The 13199-nt window shown below is 56.3% G+C and carries 13 protein-coding genes, 1 tRNA gene and 1 rRNA gene; 8 read left to right on the plus strand and 7 right to left on the minus strand.

Annotated elements, in window-relative coordinates:
* The first annotated feature begins 60 nt into the window (after nucleotides 1–60).
* Both rrf and Z946_RS0110345 read left to right on the plus strand, forming a co-directional pair.
* Nucleotides 61–175, plus strand: a 5S ribosomal RNA gene (rrf, locus tag Z946_RS0110340).
* A 160-nt stretch (nucleotides 176–335) separates the two neighbouring features.
* Nucleotides 336–412, plus strand: a tRNA-Met gene (locus tag Z946_RS0110345).
* A 153-nt stretch (nucleotides 413–565) separates the two neighbouring features.
* Here Z946_RS0110345 and Z946_RS0110350 read toward each other — a convergent pair.
* Nucleotides 566–2464: a calcium-binding protein gene (locus Z946_RS0110350; protein WP_025055662.1), complete on the minus strand. Its 1899-nt coding sequence runs from the start codon at nucleotides 2462–2464 to the stop codon at nucleotides 566–568.
* Between the two features lie 314 nt (nucleotides 2465–2778).
* On the opposite strand from Z946_RS0110350, the gene aspS reads away from it, so the two are divergent.
* Nucleotides 2779–4629, plus strand: a complete 1851-nt coding sequence (gene aspS / locus Z946_RS0110355) for an aspartate--tRNA ligase (protein ID WP_025055663.1) — start codon at nucleotides 2779–2781, stop codon at nucleotides 4627–4629.
* A 43-nt stretch (nucleotides 4630–4672) separates the two neighbouring features.
* On the opposite strand, the gene Z946_RS0110360 is transcribed toward aspS, so the two are convergent.
* Nucleotides 4673–5149, minus strand: a complete 477-nt coding sequence (locus Z946_RS0110360) for a hemerythrin domain-containing protein (RefSeq protein WP_025055664.1) — start codon at nucleotides 5147–5149, stop codon at nucleotides 4673–4675.
* Nucleotides 5150–5306: 157 nt separating this feature from the next.
* Between Z946_RS0110360 and Z946_RS0110365 the strand changes: the two genes are divergently transcribed.
* From Z946_RS0110365 to Z946_RS0110375, 3 genes are all read left to right on the plus strand, one after another.
* Entirely contained in the window at nucleotides 5307–6689 is a 1383-nt protein-coding gene (locus Z946_RS0110365; protein WP_025055665.1) for a DUF1800 domain-containing protein, read from the plus strand.
* An 8-nt stretch (nucleotides 6690–6697) separates the two neighbouring features.
* On the plus strand, nucleotides 6698–7861 hold the full coding sequence (locus Z946_RS0110370; protein WP_025055666.1) for a DUF1501 domain-containing protein: 1164 nt from the start codon (nucleotides 6698–6700) through the stop codon (nucleotides 7859–7861).
* 95 nt (nucleotides 7862–7956) lie between these two features.
* Nucleotides 7957–8682: a GNAT family N-acetyltransferase gene (locus tag Z946_RS0110375; RefSeq protein WP_025055667.1), complete on the plus strand. Its 726-nt coding sequence runs from the start codon at nucleotides 7957–7959 to the stop codon at nucleotides 8680–8682.
* Between the two features lie 47 nt (nucleotides 8683–8729).
* On the opposite strand, the gene Z946_RS0110380 is transcribed toward Z946_RS0110375, so the two are convergent.
* Entirely contained in the window at nucleotides 8730–9449 is a 720-nt protein-coding gene (locus Z946_RS0110380) for a response regulator (RefSeq protein ID WP_025055668.1), read from the minus strand.
* A gap of 128 nt (nucleotides 9450–9577) precedes the next feature.
* On the opposite strand from Z946_RS0110380, the gene mce reads away from it, so the two are divergent.
* A complete protein-coding gene (gene mce, locus Z946_RS0110385) occupies nucleotides 9578–9982 on the plus strand; it encodes a methylmalonyl-CoA epimerase (RefSeq protein ID WP_025055669.1) in 405 nt (134 codons plus the stop codon).
* A gap of 3 nt (nucleotides 9983–9985) precedes the next feature.
* Nucleotides 9986–10279 (plus strand): DUF1467 family protein, encoded by a 294-nt coding sequence (locus Z946_RS0110390; RefSeq protein ID WP_025055670.1) that lies wholly within the window; start codon nucleotides 9986–9988, stop codon nucleotides 10277–10279.
* Here Z946_RS0110390 and Z946_RS0110395 read toward each other — a convergent pair.
* The 4 genes from Z946_RS0110395 to Z946_RS0110410 form a co-directional block, all read right to left on the minus strand.
* Nucleotides 10212–10946 (minus strand): EI24 domain-containing protein, encoded by a 735-nt coding sequence (locus Z946_RS0110395; protein ID WP_037969171.1) that lies wholly within the window; start codon nucleotides 10944–10946, stop codon nucleotides 10212–10214. The two genes, Z946_RS0110390 and Z946_RS0110395, sit on opposite strands and share 68 nt — an antisense overlap.
* Nucleotides 10931–11509: a nitroreductase family protein gene (locus Z946_RS0110400; protein WP_025055672.1), complete on the minus strand. Its 579-nt coding sequence runs from the start codon at nucleotides 11507–11509 to the stop codon at nucleotides 10931–10933. The genes Z946_RS0110395 and Z946_RS0110400 overlap by 16 nt, the downstream gene beginning before the upstream one ends.
* 4 nt (nucleotides 11510–11513) lie before the next feature.
* A complete protein-coding gene (locus Z946_RS0110405) occupies nucleotides 11514–12620 on the minus strand; it encodes a class II histone deacetylase (protein WP_025055673.1) in 1107 nt (368 codons plus the stop codon).
* 83 nt (nucleotides 12621–12703) lie between these two features.
* A complete protein-coding gene (locus Z946_RS0110410) occupies nucleotides 12704–13186 on the minus strand; it encodes a VOC family protein (RefSeq protein ID WP_025055674.1) in 483 nt (160 codons plus the stop codon).
* Between the last annotated feature and the right edge of the window lie 13 nt (nucleotides 13187–13199).

Below are 13199 nucleotides of genomic sequence, written 5' to 3' on the forward strand. Positions count from 1 at the left end.
CAAAAAGCATACACAGTACATTAGATGTACATGACTTGGACATTCAGAGAATTTATTCGGTTTGGTGATCATAGCGAGAGCAAAACACCTGGTCCCATCCCGAACCCAGCCGTTAAGTGCCTTAGCGCCGATGGTACTGCGTCTTAAGACGTGGGAGAGTAGGTCATCGCCAAACCTAATAAGTCCTCTGAATACGTATCTCTCTTCGATGTTCAATAGGCCTCCAGTACTACATACCTGAAGGCAAAAAAGACGCAGGACAGAGCAACCCGCGCCTTAAAAACAAACCTCGTCAGGCTCATAACCTGAAATCTCGAGGTCGCTCAGCGCTTTGGCGCGGGATGGAGCAGCCCGGTAGCTCGTCAGGCTCATAACCTGAAGGTCGTAGGTTCAAATCCTACTCCCGCAACCAATTACAAAATCATTAAATGACGAAACACGATCGGTTTGCATATCCGCACGCGACATCGCGTCAAATGGTGTAAGCCAAATCCCATTTGGAGCTGGCCATCGGAGTGGTTAGCCGCTGCAGAGACGTCAAAGCGCGTTGCCGCAGCGGCATACTTCATACGATTGCGAAGGGGTCGTCGATGACGCCAGCCAGTTCGATCAGAAACTCGCCAGTATCCGCATTGAGCGCATCTGTGTGGAGGCGGTCGATCTCTGCAATCGCTGACGTTACACTTGCCGAGCTGCCATCGAACATTTCCATAACAGCGACGGTGTCGTCATACTCTGACAATCCCTTGATGGCGGAGAAATAGACACCAAGATCTGTCTTCGCCTCCAGATAGGCTGCATCCGCAGCACCGCCTGTTACAGCCTTGGCACCATTCAACACAGCCAGAATAAAGGTGGCGGGCGTGATTTCGCTGTTGGGATCGTTTAGTTCATTGATCCAGTAAGGACCCGATGGTTCCCGTCCCAACACATTGGAGAACACTGCGGTCACAAAGGCTGTAGTGTCGATGATATTCCCGTCCTCGTTCAGGAACGACGCATAGGTCCGTTGCGTTTCCGGTTGCACGAAAAAGCTCTCGGCTATTTCCGGAAGCGTCATACCATCCTCAAGTCGCGTGGCCCAATACATCAAGCCCTTGGACGCGGGTGCGCGATCGAAGTAGGCGATATAGAGCTCGGCAATTGCGGCAAAATCTGCGGCTGACAGGTCCGTTGCACCAGAGCGGATACCGATGTCAAAAGCGCTGTCCGCAAATTGCAGGTTCTCGATCCCTACGAGCGCATCCGTTCCATCCTGACCAGCGCGCCGATCAGTGATGGTGGTGCCTGCTTTGCTGAAAGTGAGCGTGTAGTTGCTTTGATTTCCGGTAAAGACCGCGCTGTCGTTGCCCAAGCCACCGCTAAGCGCATCGTCACCAAAACCACCGTTTAGCATGTCATCGCCAAGGCCGCCGAAGAGTTGGTCCGCATCCGAACCGCCAGACAGGCTGTCATTTCCCTCAAGACCAAATAGCAAATCCGCGCCCTCGGCCCCGTCAAAGATGTTGTTCGCCTTTGAGAGATAGAACCAATCCCCGTGCTCTGAACCGTTCACATCCCCGTCCATGCTCACGATGAAGCTTGGGTCGGAATTGCGCGAGCCAAGGATGAAGTTGTTAAACTCGTCGCTCACGCCCGGAAGGATCGAAGTAATGGCTGTAAACAGTTCATTAAATTGCGCTGTTGCGGTCGCTTCGATCTGTGCTGGGTCCGTGCCATCTTGTGACCTGATCTGATTGCCGATGTCCTGCAGCGTACTGAAGGCTTGTGTTGCCGCGGCCTGTGACGCGGCCTGCGCGCTGCCGAAAGTAGCGGATGTGGCTCCCTGATCCAGCAACTGGCCAACGATGCTATCGCTCGATCCGATGAAGGACATGATCGAGTAACTGACCGCCTCGCCCAATTGAGTATAAAATTCGGCGAGGGTGCTACCGCCGTAAGCGTTCTGTCCGGTGGATGTCTGTGCAAACCATGACCCCGTTCCAAGATCGATGGAGAAGGTAGGCGAATTGAAAATGCCGTCCTGATCATTCCAAAGCAGATCGGCGAGTTCTGTCTGTGCCTCTGTAAAGGTGCGCTCCACCTCGGCGGAGGAATTCCCCGTTGGGTCAAGTCCGTCGAATACATCACGCAGGATTGTATCGTCAGAGAAAGATGCAACAGCGGCGCGGGCTTGCTCGATCGGGTCGCGCACGATTGCGAAGTCGCCGTTGGCGAAGTTCTCGATCAGGGCGCGACTTTCCGCGTCGAGCCCTTCCAGCACTTGCGGGTTATTAAGAAAGCCTGCGAACAGATTGCTGTCGAGCGTGGCGAGGGCACTTTCTGCGCTGTTCAGAAGCGCTCTGTAATCTCCGACGGTAAGGTTCAAAATATCATCTGAAGATGTCGGTGGGGTCAAACCACTGTATGATCCGATAGTACCGAATGCTGAAAAGGCGTTACTAAATACGTCTGAAAAATCCATGATGTATGCTCCGTTAAATAATGCCTCTGAGCATATGAAAAAAAGCACGATATTTGAAAGCCAAATCTCAGGGAGTTCGCTGTTTAGGATTGCCTGTCTTCATGCCGGGTCGGGAACAAGCCGCGCTGGCGACCGTCAACGTTCGCCCGTAATCTACAAGGATCGGAGGTTCGTCCAAGGCCAAGCAGTAAAAGGCCCCGCGATTTAATGTGCCAAACCCCAAAAGGCTGGCGCAAAAGCCCTGCGCCCTTGACTTCTTCGCGATCAAAAGGTGTACCTGCGCCAATCAATTCAGCCCGCCGAAAGGGACCTTCATGCACGCTTATCGCAGTCATACTTGCGCCGATCTTAACCTCTCCAACAAGGGCGACAAAGTTCGTTTGTCCGGTTGGGTTCATCGCGTACGCGATCACGGTGGGATCCTGTTTATCGATCTGCGTGACCATTACGGCATGACGCAGGTTCTGTGCGATCCAGACAGCCCCGTCTTCAAAGAGGTCGAAAAGGTGCGCTCCGAATGGTGTATCCGTATCGATGGCGAGGTGAAGGCGCGCGATGCGGACCTGATTAACAGCAAGATCCCGACAGGCGAGATCGAAGTCTTTGTGCGCGACATCGAAGTGCTGGGCAGTGCGGCTGAGCTGCCGCTCATGGTCTTTGGCGAACAGGAATACCCCGAAGAGACTCGCTTGAAGTACCGCTATCTCGACCTGCGCCGCGAGAAGATGCAAAAGAACATGGTTTTGCGGTCGGATGTTGTGAGCTCCATGCGTCAGCGGATGTGGAACCAGGGGTTCAAGGAATTCCAGACACCGATCATTACCGCATCATCGCCTGAAGGCGCACGTGACTTTCTGGTACCAAGCCGTCTGCACCCCGGCAAATTCTATGCGTTGCCGCAGGCCCCTCAGCAGTTCAAGCAACTGTTGATGGTGTCGGGTTTCGACAAATACTTCCAGATCGCGCCCTGTTTCCGCGACGAAGACCCCCGTGCGGACCGGTCGCCCACGGATTTCTACCAGCTCGACCTTGAGATGTCTTTTGTCACTCAACAGGACGTGTTCGACACGATCCAGCCGGTTATTGGTGGCATCTTCGAAGAGTTTGGCGGTGGCCGGAAGGTCGATCAGACGTGGGAACAGATTTCCTACAAGGACGCGGCGCTTTGGTATGGCTCGGACAAGCCTGACCTGCGTAACCCGATCAAGATGCAAGTCGTGTCAGAGCATTTTGCTGGGTCGGGCTTTGCGATCTTTGCTAAGCTTCTGGAGCAGGAAGGCACCCAAATTCGTGCAATCCCCGCACCCACAGGCGGCAGTCGCAAGTTCTGTGACCGCATGAATGCCTTTGCCCAGAAAGAAGGATTGCCCGGAATGGGCTATATCTTCTGGCGTGAAAAGACAGCGGATGCGGTTGCACAGGAATTGGGCATCACTGTGAAAGAAGCGCAGGCCAAGCTGAAATCCGGCGAAGTCGAAGGTGGCATGGAAGCCGCCGGACCATTGGCCAAGAACATCGGGCCTGAGCGGACGGAAGCGATCCGTCAGCAGCTTGGGCTGGATGTCGGTGATGCTGCGTTCTTCCTTGGCGGCAAGCCGAAAGCCTTTGAAGGCGTTGCGGGCCGTGCGCGCACAGTGATCGGTGACGAACTGGGCCTGACGGACAAGAACCGCTTTGCCTTTGCATGGATCGTCGATTTCCCGATCTACGAAAAAGACGAAGAGACCGGCAAGATTGATTTTGAACACAACCCGTTTTCAATGCCGCAGGGTGGCATGGAAGCGCTTGAGGGTGATCCGCTCAAGGTGTTGGGCTATCAATACGATCTGGCCTGTAACGGGTACGAATTGGTGTCAGGTGCCATCCGGAACCACAAGCCGGAAATCATGTTCAAGGCCTTTGAAATTGCCGGCTACGGCGAAGACGAAGTCCGCAAGCGTTTTGGTGGTATGGTCAACGCGTTCCAGTATGGTGCCCCGCCGCACGGCGGCTGTGCAGCAGGCATCGATCGCATCGTCATGCTACTTGCAGACGAGCAGAACATCCGCGAAGTCATCCTGTTCCCGATGAACCAGCGCGCCGAAGATCTGATGATGAACGCCCCAAGCGATCCGACCTCGGATCAGCTCATGGAGCTGGGTCTGCGGGTAATCCCGCAGGAATAAAAAGAAAGGGCCGCAGCGATGCGGCCCTTTTTGCATTTGAGGATCAGTCTTCGAGACTGTCTTCCTTTTTTTCTTCGATCAAGCCGCGCTCTTCCTTCTTGCGCGCTTCGAACTTTGCACCGAAATCGTTGTTCTTTTCAGCGCCGATCACTTCACGGGCACGGGTAAAGACTTCGTCTTCTTCTTCGTCCATGTGATGTTCATAATCATGCTTGAGGGTTTTGAACTTGGTCAGCCAACCCGGCGATGACATGTCCATCTCGTTCAGCTCTTCCATCAGATCATCCAGCTGTTGATGCTCGTGGACGGAGTGGCGTGCAGCGTCCTGTCCCCAGGTCTCGGATATCAGTTTTGAATAGAACGTTTCTTCTTCCGCGGCGGCATGTGACTTCACATCGTGGTAAAAGCTATCCCACGCCTTCTGCCGCTCTTCGCTGTCGCCGCTCGTTTCAGCCAAAGTGTTGAGCAGGGTACGGTGCTCGTCATGGTCTGCTTTGATCGCTTCATAAATGTTGGGCATGTCGTTTCCTCTCGGGTTTGAGCAAAGAACGCGTCTGTGAGGTCAAGAGTTCCCGCGATGTAGGCAAGAATTGACCTGCCCCTCAGATTTATTGTGCGCAAAGCCCGGCAGGTGCCTATATTGTACGATAGAGCACTGATGCACAGGGAATGACGGCGTGACATTCGATCCGTTTCTGGCCGAACACCGCTTCGGTTACGGGCGCAATTCAAGCATTGCCCAGCCCCAGTCCGTTCAAGAAATGCTCGATACCCTGCGAGGGCCGGATGTTGCCGTTGAGAAATATCCCTTTCCACCCTACCGCTACCTGCAGGATGCCCACGTGCTGCGCAGGCGGTTTCGCCAGTTCGGTGCCAAGAATGACACCACCGAAGAAGGCAAAGCCGCCACGGCCAAAGCCAGAAAAATTATTCGCGATTTGTACAAAGAACATGCATCGTGGTTCCAACGCCATCAGATGCGGCGCATCACCGCGCAGCATGGTTTTCGCGAACGATTGGTCGCTTTCTGGGCAGATCATTTTACCGTGGTCGGGGCCAATGCTGTTTTGCGACTGGCAGTCCCCGCCTACGTCGACGAAGCGATCCGCCCGAATGTAACCGGCACGTTTGCGCAGATGTTAATTGATTGTGTCACACACCCTGTGATGCTGAGCTATCTGGATCAGAATGTTTCCACCGGACCAAACAGCCGCCTTGCAAAGCGGTCCAAAAGACCGCGCGGCCTGAATGAAAACCTCGCGCGGGAGGTAATGGAACTTCATACGCTTGGGGTGGACGGGCCGTATAATCAGAACGATGTGCGTGAACTGGCAAAGCTCTTTACCGGATTGTCGCTCACTCGGGATCTGGGTTTCAAATTCCGCCCGGTCATGTCCGAGCCTGGTGCTGAAACACTGTTGGGGCGGACCTACGGGGGCAAGTCCGGCCTCGCGACGGTGAAAGCAGCACTAACCGATCTGGCACTACATCCCGCCACAGCGCGGCATATCGCTACGAAAATCGCGGTCCATTTCGTCTCTGACGCGCCCCCCGAAGGACTGATCGCGCACATTCAGGACAGCTACACGCACACCGATGGCAACCTGATGGCTTGTTATGAAGCGTTGTTGGAGCATGATGCCGCATGGGCGTTGCCCTCTACAAATATGCGCACACCGGACGAATTTATCAGCGCATCATTACGGTCTTTGAACGTCTCAGAAACAACGTTAACGGGATTGAACCGCCAGCAAACCCAGCAGCTGTTTATGGCTCCTTTGCAGAAAATGGGCCAGAAATGGTATCAAGCGGCAGGACCGGATGGTTTTGCCGAAGAAGACACCGCCTGGGTCACCCCGCAAGGCATTGCGGAGCGGATGCAGTGGGCCATGAATACACCTGCGCGTCTGGTCGATGAACTGCCTGATCCGCGTGAGTTTGTACAAACGGCGTTGGGCGATGCAGCCCCGTCAACGGTCGTGTTTGCCGCAAATGCGGCGGCCACACAGGCAGAGGGTATTGGCCTGATCCTTGCTTCACCAGCGTTTCAACGGCGTTAGGAAAAATGATGACAGATCAATTCACGCGGCGTGGATTTCTTGGGAAAGCTGGCCTTCTGGGGTGCTCCCTTGCGGCGAGCCCATTGCTGACGCCAGTGACCCTAGCCAGCGCACCTTGGGACACGCGGTTGATTGTAATTATTTTGCGTGGGGGCATGGACGGGCTAGATGTGGTCCGCCCCACCGGCGACCCTGCTTATGCCGCACTGCGGCCAGGACTTTCCGCATCGGAACGCGGCCCAGATCTGGACGGGTATTTCACCCTGCATCCCGCTTTGGCAACACTTATGCCATTGTGGCGACGGCAGCAGCTTGGTTTTGTTCACGCTGTCTCAACACCTTACCGCAACAAGCGGAGCCACTTCGACGGGCAGGACATGCTCGAAGCGGGGACGGAACGTTTATCAGGCGGTGTGCGTGATGGCTGGTTGAACCGGATGCTTCAAGAGGTGCCGGATATTCGTGCGGATACGGCTTTTGCGATTGGAAACAACGATTTGCGGCTTCTCAACGGGGACGCGCCAGTGGCCAACTGGACGCCCGATGCCAATCTCAAGCTGAGCGCACAGACACAGCGGCTGGCCGAGTTGGTAATGGAAGAAGACCCGGAGATGCACGCGGCGTTGGCCGAAGCGGAAATGCTGTCGGCGGAGGGGCCAAATAAGACCGGCGGCCAGTCGCACATGAAAGTTGCCCGGTTTGTGGCATCCCGGCTTCGCGGATCAGCGCGGGTTGCAGCATTTTCGTTGAACGGTTGGGATACGCACAGATCACAAGAACGGGTTTTGAGCAGATCGCTGGAGCGGCTAGCGCAGACGATTTCAACGTTGAAATCAGATTTGGGTGAGCAGGTCTGGGGCAAGACAGCCTTGATCGCGATGACAGAGTTCGGCCGCACCGCGCGCGAAAACGGAACTGGCGGAACAGATCACGGGACGGGCGGACTGATGCTCATGGCGGGCGGTGCTGTGCGGGGAGGGCAGGTGCATGGCCGTTGGCCGGGCGTCGGTGCGGGAGCGCTTTACCAAGAGCGCGACCTGATGCCGACGCAGGATGTGCGCGCCCCTGCGGCATGGATAATGCGTGGACTGACGGGCCTAGACCGATCTGTATTTGAACGCCGTATATTCCCGGGTCTTGATATGGGAAATGATCCCAATCTGCTGCCCTGAAATACGCAGAAAATTTCAGGATTGGTTTAATACCAAAGGGATACCGTCGATTTTTGGACTAGGCGCGAGGCGACGTTACGCTTAACGTCCCGATTATGTGTTCGGATAGACCCACATCCCGCCCTCTTGGCGCTGAGCTGCCGGATTGGCGGCCTCCTCCCGTGCCTGACGGTGAGGTGCTCCAAGGGCGCTACGCAGAGCTGGAACCACTTTCGGCAGAAAAGCACGCGGCCTTGTTGTTTCGTGCCTTCGCCGGTCACGACTCTCTTTGGGATTATATGCCGAACGGGCCGTTTTCGTCAGCGTCGCAATACCACCGGTGGGTGCGCGACCACGCAGGACAGGCTGATCCGTATTTCTACGCGATCCGGAACAAACAAAGTGATCAATGGGAAGGGCTTGCCAGCTTCCTCAGGATATCCCCCGAGGCAGGTTCAATTGAAGTGGGTTACATCACTTTTTCCCCTGCGCTACAGCGCACACCGGCTGCGACCGATGCGATGTATCTGATGATGAAATGGGCCTTTGATGCCGGATATCGCCGCTATGAATGGAAGTGTAACGCTTTGAATGCGCCGTCACGTCGCGCAGCGCAGCGGTTGGGTTTCAGTTTCGAAGGTGTATTCCGGCAGGCCGCCGTTGTGAAAGGACGCAATCGGGATACCGCGTGGTTCGCCGTGATCGATCGCGAGTGGCCTGCGTTGAAAGAAGCGTTCGAAGCATGGCTCGCACCGGGCAATTTTGACGCAGACGGACAACAGCGTGAGCGGTTGGGAGATCTGACCCAATTGGTACGCGCAGCCGACGATCCGTCGCTTTAATTGCCAGCCTAAAAGACAGGTCGCTTGTTTCGGTCATCCGACCACTGCTAGATCGCGATACGTTCTGCAAGGCGGTGCTGGATCAAGCCCGCTATCCGCGCCGTTTCCGACGCAGCGGTTTTCCCCAGCGCGCGTTTCTCGGCCAGCGCTTTTGCAGCGTCTTCCAATGCGGGGTCGTCGGCAGACCGGGCAACACCGCTTAGAAATTGCGCCACATAATCAAGCGTGTGGCCTGTGATATGATCGTCCAATACATCTGCGATATGGGCCATATCATCCTGAAAGGCCAACCTGTCAGGGGCGACCGTGGTGGTGTCGATGGTGCGGGGTCCCTTGGGGCGTCTTTCAGCGGGCAGCATGGTCAGGATTTTGTCCTGAAATACGCCAAGCGATGTGATGGGCTTTTCCATGAAACTGTCCGCACCGGCAGCCATCGCGGCGGCCTCAAGGTGGGGATCGCCGGATATGGCAAGAATACCATCGACGCGCGGTGAGGCTTCGTTCAGTTCTTCGATGAGGTCGGTACCGTTGCCGTCTGGCAACCCAAGATCAATCACAACAACAGAGGGGCGGTAGACCCTGAAATGCCGCCGTGCGGAGCGCAGGCAATCCGCGCGCCGGATACGCGCACCGGATTTCAGGCACAAAAGGCGCAGCGCCTCACAAGCGAAACGGCTGTCTTCGACAACAAGCACGGTCAGTCCCAACAAAGGGCGTGCTGCGGTGGGCGCGGGGATATTGGCCGCAAAAGGGTCAGTGGTATCCATAATAGCCTCCAGGTTTCTGAAGTCATGGTTACTCAAGGGTGGCTAACAGCTGGTTAACGTGCCGCATTGCTCTTCATCTTTCTTGGGGGCATAAGCGGGCGCAACTTATCATACCGAAGGAACACCAGATGATTGGCCGCCTGAACCATGTCGCCATTGCCGTGCCTGATCTTGAGGCCGCAGCAGACCAATATCGCAACGCGCTTGGCGCAAATGTCGGTCCCGCGCAGGACGAGCCCGACCACGGCGTTACGGTGATCTTTATCGAGCTTCCAAACACCAAAATCGAGCTGCTGTATCCACTTGGTGATGACAGCCCCATTCAGGGCTTCCTTGACAAGAACCCTTCAGGCGGCATTCACCACATTTGCTATGAGGTAGAGGATATCATCGCAGCCCGCGATCACCTCAAGAGCACCGGTGCACGGGTCCTTGGTACCGGAGAGCCCAAGATCGGCGCGCACGGCAAGCCGGTATTGTTCCTTCACCCCAAGGATTTTAACGGCGCACTGGTTGAGCTGGAGCAGGTCTGAGCCATGGGTATCACTTCGGGCCTTGTCCTGTTTGCTGTCATTTGGTCGATGGTATTCCTTATCGCGCTGCCAATCCGCGTTGAGACGCAAGGTGATCTGGACGACGTAGTGCCCGGCACCCACGCCGGCTCACCCGAGCATCATCACCTGAAGAAGAAGGCGATATGGACCACGATCATCGCCTGCATTCTATGGGCGATTATCGCAACAATCATTCTGTCCGAATGGATCAGCGTGGATGACGTTGAGAGCTGGTTCCGTGCGGGCGCGTGGTCAGGCCGTGATATAGATGGGTAAAGGTGGCCGCGCCCAGGATTGGCACGATCAGGTTCAAAAGCGGCACCGATAGTGGCATCGCCATCAAAACGCCGGCGGCCCAGATCGGGCCGATATGGCGTTTGCGCAGTTGCTTGGCCTCAACCCGACCGACCCAGCGTATCGCGACCATGGTGAAGTATTCCCGCCCTAGCAGGAAACCGTTCAGCCCCCAAAAGATGAACAGGGCCGCAGGCGCAAACATTACATAAAGGATGATTGCCAGAATATTGGCACCGAGTAATACACCAAGGAAGTTGATCGTATCGCGAATAGCATCGCCAAGGGGAACAGGCGTGGTGGCTGGCAGGTTCGGATAGTGCTTTAGCTCGACCGCTTCTGCCACTTCATCAAGAAACATCGAGGTGATCGCGGACGCTACCGGTATCATCAGAAAAACCGACAGACCAAGCAGCAAGAACACAGCACCCCAAGACAGCAGGTCGTCAATCCACTGAACCTCGCCCAAAATAGGCACCCAGATCGCATCGGGTGTGATCCAGTCGGTGAACCACGCAAAGGCCGCAGTGAAACCGATTAGCAAAGCCAGCGCCAGCACGATCCCCAGCAGAAAAACACGCCGGAATCGTGGATCAGACAACTGCCCAAGCGCCAACAGGAAAGAACGAAAAATCAGTCCGAGAGCCATGTCGTCATCTCGTTAATATCAGGGCGCGGACGTTCGGGCGGCGCGGATGTTTCGGTGCCGATGTGAATGATGCCTGCAATGCGTTCATTTGGCGCAAGATCAAAAGCTTGCGTCATGAATTCGCGGTCATGCGATGCCCAGCCGCTAAGCCAATTCGCGCCCCAACCCGCAGCAAGCGCGGCATTTAGCAAAGCCAGACAGACGGCACCGGTGCTATAGGTTTGCTCAAGCGGCGGGATCTTGGGGGAGGGCTTTTGCACTTCGACCACGACAACAGCGAGCGCACCTTGGTCAAATTGTCCGCGACCTTTTTTGATCTGCTCCGCATCCAGACCTAAGGCCTCGCCGCGTTGCTGTGCGATGTTTGCCAGCTTTGGCATGGCGGCTTGCTGCACTACGATGAAACGCCACGGCTCCAGCTTGCCGTGATCCGGCGTCCGTGCTGCTGCGGTCAGGAGCGGCAAGAGTGTATCTCTATCGGGCACAGGCAAACCCAACGTTTTGGCGGGGCGTGACCGGCGTGTTTGCAGGAAGTGAAAGGCGTCGTGATTGGGGTCTGGCATTGGTTTAAAGGTCCAGTTCTAGTGCCATTGCGTCAATAGACTGGCGCAGGAAAGCATCAAATTCAGGGGCGGGTTGGCGCTGGTGCAGGACGTCGGCCATCGGGTCAGCCGCGTGGATATCACTTCCGGACAGCGCGGTCATGACTGCATGCCCACAGAACGGCACGTAGACTTCGGAATATCCGCCTTCATGCACCATTACCAACTTGCCGTCACACAGACGTGCAGCGGTGTCTTTGATCTTATGGGTCATCACCGAGAACGTCTCGGCAGTGGCCTGCATGCGCGCGAGCGGGTCGACACTTGCCGCGTCATACCCACAGGCGACAACAATCATGTCGGGTTGATACGCCTCAAGTGCAGGGATCACCACGCGGTCCAGCGCATGAAGATAGGCGGTGTGACCGCTGCCCGCGTGCATGGGCAGGTTAATCGCATAACCTGCGCCGTCGCCGGTGCCGCGCTCTTCGACCATGCCACTGTTCAGCGGATAGTTGCTGTGCTGATGCAATGAAATCGTGAGAACATCAGACCGGTCGTAGAAGATGGATTGTGTCCCGTTGCCATGATGCACATCCCAGTCCAGCACGGCGACACGGTTCACAAGACCTTTGGCGCGCGCCGCTTCGATTGCGATGGCAATATTTGCAAGCAGGCAGAATCCCATAGGCTCGTCAGCTGTGCAATGATGGCCGGGCGGCCTGCTGAGCGCATAGGCGTTGCCCAACGCACCACTGGCAACCGCATCAACGGCGGCGACGGCAAGACCGGCAGACAGCGTTGCTATCTCATATCCCCCTTGGGCAAACGGCGTGTGATGCCCAAGCTCGCCCCCGCCTGCATCGGAAGTCGCTTTGAAAGCGTCCAGATAACTGGCGGGGTGAATGCGTTCCAGCATCTCTCGGGTCGCTTCAGGTGCGGTTCGCATATCAAGTTGTGCTGACAGTCCCGTGACATCCATCAGATTTTTCAGTCTGCGTTTTGTCTCGGGGCTTTCGGGCAACCCGCCTGCCGCAAGGGGTTGGACCAACCCGCCTATTGGCAATGTCGCGGCATAATTGCCACCCCCATGCCAGAAGCAGCGTTCGTCCCAGAAAAAGCCAGTGCTCATTGTGATGCTCCGCTCGTATTCAGTCGGAAAATGACGCAGGGGCGGTGGATTGTCCATGGCCCAACGGTGGCGGATATCCCACCTTACGCCTGCTCTGCCTCGGCTAGCAAAGCCGCAACATCCAGTGGCGCATTGGTCATTTTAAGCCCGCCAGTCTTATCAACCGGCCAGTCCGCCTGTGGTCTGTCACGGTATAGCTCCACGCCGTTCTGATCTGGATCACGCAAATAGACCGCTTCGCTCACCCCGTGATCCGCCGCGCCGTCCAGTGTGATGCCTGCATCCAAAACCCGGCGCAGAACTCGGGCCAGCGACGGCCGGTCAGGGTAGAGGAACGCCGCATGGTAAAGGCCGGTATGTCCGGCAGGTGGCGCCGTCGCCCCTTTACTGTCCCACGTATTCAGCCCGATGTGATGGTGATACCCTCCGGCACCCAGAAACGCAGCGGCATCTGCATAACGGGCGGTCACCGCAAAGCCCAAAAGGTCGCGGTAAAACCCGATTGCGCGGTCGAGGTCGGCGACGCGCAAATGGACATGGCCGACGCTTGGATGGATAGATGACATACAGATCTCCGTT

The sequence above is a fragment of the Sulfitobacter noctilucicola genome (assembly GCF_000622385.1).
Taxonomy (GTDB): Bacteria; Pseudomonadota; Alphaproteobacteria; order Rhodobacterales; family Rhodobacteraceae; genus Sulfitobacter; species Sulfitobacter noctilucicola.

Excerpts from the sequence above, each read along its gene's own strand:
- Z946_RS0110350 (WP_025055662.1), bottom strand. The coding sequence starts at position 2,464 with ATGGATTTTTCAGACGTATTTAGTAACGCCTTTTCAGCATTCGGTACT.
- aspS (WP_025055663.1), top strand. The coding sequence starts at position 2,779 with ATGCACGCTTATCGCAGTCATACTTGCGCCGATCTTAACCTCTCCAAC.
- Z946_RS0110360 (WP_025055664.1), bottom strand. The coding sequence starts at position 5,149 with ATGCCCAACATTTATGAAGCGATCAAAGCAGACCATGACGAGCACCGT.
- Z946_RS0110370 (WP_025055666.1), top strand. The coding sequence starts at position 6,698 with ATGACAGATCAATTCACGCGGCGTGGATTTCTTGGGAAAGCTGGCCTT.
- Z946_RS0110375 (WP_025055667.1), top strand. The coding sequence starts at position 7,957 with ATGTGTTCGGATAGACCCACATCCCGCCCTCTTGGCGCTGAGCTGCCG.
- Z946_RS0110380 (WP_025055668.1), bottom strand. The coding sequence starts at position 9,449 with ATGGATACCACTGACCCTTTTGCGGCCAATATCCCCGCGCCCACCGCA.
- mce (WP_025055669.1), top strand. The coding sequence starts at position 9,578 with ATGATTGGCCGCCTGAACCATGTCGCCATTGCCGTGCCTGATCTTGAG.
- Z946_RS0110390 (WP_025055670.1), top strand. The coding sequence starts at position 9,986 with ATGGGTATCACTTCGGGCCTTGTCCTGTTTGCTGTCATTTGGTCGATG.
- Z946_RS0110395 (WP_037969171.1), bottom strand. The coding sequence starts at position 10,946 with ATGGCTCTCGGACTGATTTTTCGTTCTTTCCTGTTGGCGCTTGGGCAG.
- Z946_RS0110400 (WP_025055672.1), bottom strand. The coding sequence starts at position 11,509 with ATGCCAGACCCCAATCACGACGCCTTTCACTTCCTGCAAACACGCCGG.
- Z946_RS0110405 (WP_025055673.1), bottom strand. The coding sequence starts at position 12,620 with ATGAGCACTGGCTTTTTCTGGGACGAACGCTGCTTCTGGCATGGGGGT.
- Z946_RS0110410 (WP_025055674.1), bottom strand. The coding sequence starts at position 13,186 with ATGTCATCTATCCATCCAAGCGTCGGCCATGTCCATTTGCGCGTCGCC.